This window comes from Actinoplanes sp. NPDC048791, assembly GCF_040650095.1.
GTDB lineage: Bacteria > Actinomycetota > Actinomycetes > Mycobacteriales > Micromonosporaceae > Actinoplanes.
In genome coordinates, this window is the sequence record NZ_JBEZGQ010001572.1 from 1 (window position 1) to 1,380 (window position 1,380).

Sequence of the window (1,380 nt, forward strand, 5' to 3'; positions counted from 1 at the left end):
TGATGGGCCGCCGCGGCGCGGGCTTCGGGCTGGCCACCGACACCAGCCCCTACGTCAGCGCAGCGGCAGGCGGGGGCGCGGCTGGCAACGCGGACAGCTGTAGGACGAGCGGTTCATGAACTGCTCGCGGCGCATGATCGAGCCGCACCGGTGGCAGGGCTGCCCCTCCCGCCCGTACGCGTTCAGCGACCGGTCGAAGTAGCCGCTCTCCCCGTTGACGTTGACGTACAGCGCGTCGAACGTGGTGCCGCCCGCGACGATCGCCTCGCTGAGCACGTCGCGGACGTGGGCGAGCAGCCGGCGTACGGCGGGGCGGGTGAGCGCGTCGGTGGGGCGGGCGCCGTGCAGCTGGGCCCGCCACAGCGCCTCGTCGGCGTAGATGTTGCCGACGCCGGAGATCAGCGTCTGGTCCAGCAGGGCCCGCTTGATCTCGGTGTGCTTGCCACGCAGCCGCGCCACGAACAGCTCGTCGTCGAACAGCGGGTCCAGCGGGTCGCGGGCGATGTGCGCGATCTCGTCGGGCAGCTCGGCGCCGCCCTCGGAGACCGACAGGCCGCCGAACGTGCGCTGGTCGACGAAGCGCAGCTGCGGGCCGTCGTCGGCGAAGGTGACCCGGACCCGCAGGTGCACCTCGTCCTCGGCCCCGGCCGGCTGCATCAGCAGCTGCCCGCTCATGCCGAGGTGCGCGATGATCGCGTCGCCGGAGTCCAGCGGGAGCCACAGGTATTTACCGCGCCGGGCGACGTCGGTGACGGTCCGCCCCTTGAGGACGGCGGCGAAGTGCACGTCGCCGGGCACGTGGCGGCGGATCGCCCGGGGGTGGCGCACCTCGACGGTGTCGATGCGCCGGCCGGTCACCCACTTGGCCAGTCCCTGGCGGACGGTCTCGACCTCGGGAAGCTCAGGCACGGGGGTCCTTCGGGGGTGGGGTCAGATCGTGTAGGGCCAGACGGCGACCAGGTAGGCGCCGTACCAGAGGCCGAACGCCGCCCAGGCGGCGATCGCGAGGACCGCGACCCGTGGGCGGGCGCGGGCGGCGGCGACGACCGAAGGCAGCAACGTCAAGAGTACGGGCAGCAGCAGGCGCGGCTTGGAGTGGTAGAAACCCGCCTGCCCGTAGGCCAGCACCATCGCGACGAGCCCGTAGACGGCCAGCGGCAGCCACGGCCGGCCGGCCAGCGCGACCCCGGCCGCGGCCAGGGCGGCGAGCAGGATCAGGGCGACGCTCATCGGCACCCAGCCCTCGCCGACGGTCAGCGTGCTGCCCAGGAAGTCGATCGTGCTGGCCCCGAAGTCGAACGACGTGCCCCAGCCCGCGGTCTGGATCTTGAACCAGGCGTCGAGGTCACCGACCCGCCACGCGACCCAGCCGAGATAGGC

Annotated in this window: 1 protein-coding gene and 1 pseudogene; both read right to left on the bottom strand. The window is 73.0% G+C overall.

What is annotated here, in order from left to right:
* Window positions 1–54: 54 nt before the first annotated feature.
* Complete coding sequence (gene mutM, locus AB0C29_RS48580; RefSeq protein WP_360835177.1) at window positions 55–909, bottom strand: bifunctional DNA-formamidopyrimidine glycosylase/DNA-(apurinic or apyrimidinic site) lyase; 855 nt, start codon at window positions 907–909, stop codon at window positions 55–57.
* Between the two features lie 21 nt (window positions 910–930).
* Window positions 931–1,380 (bottom strand): annotated as a pseudogene (locus AB0C29_RS48585) (hypothetical protein); the annotation flags it as partial.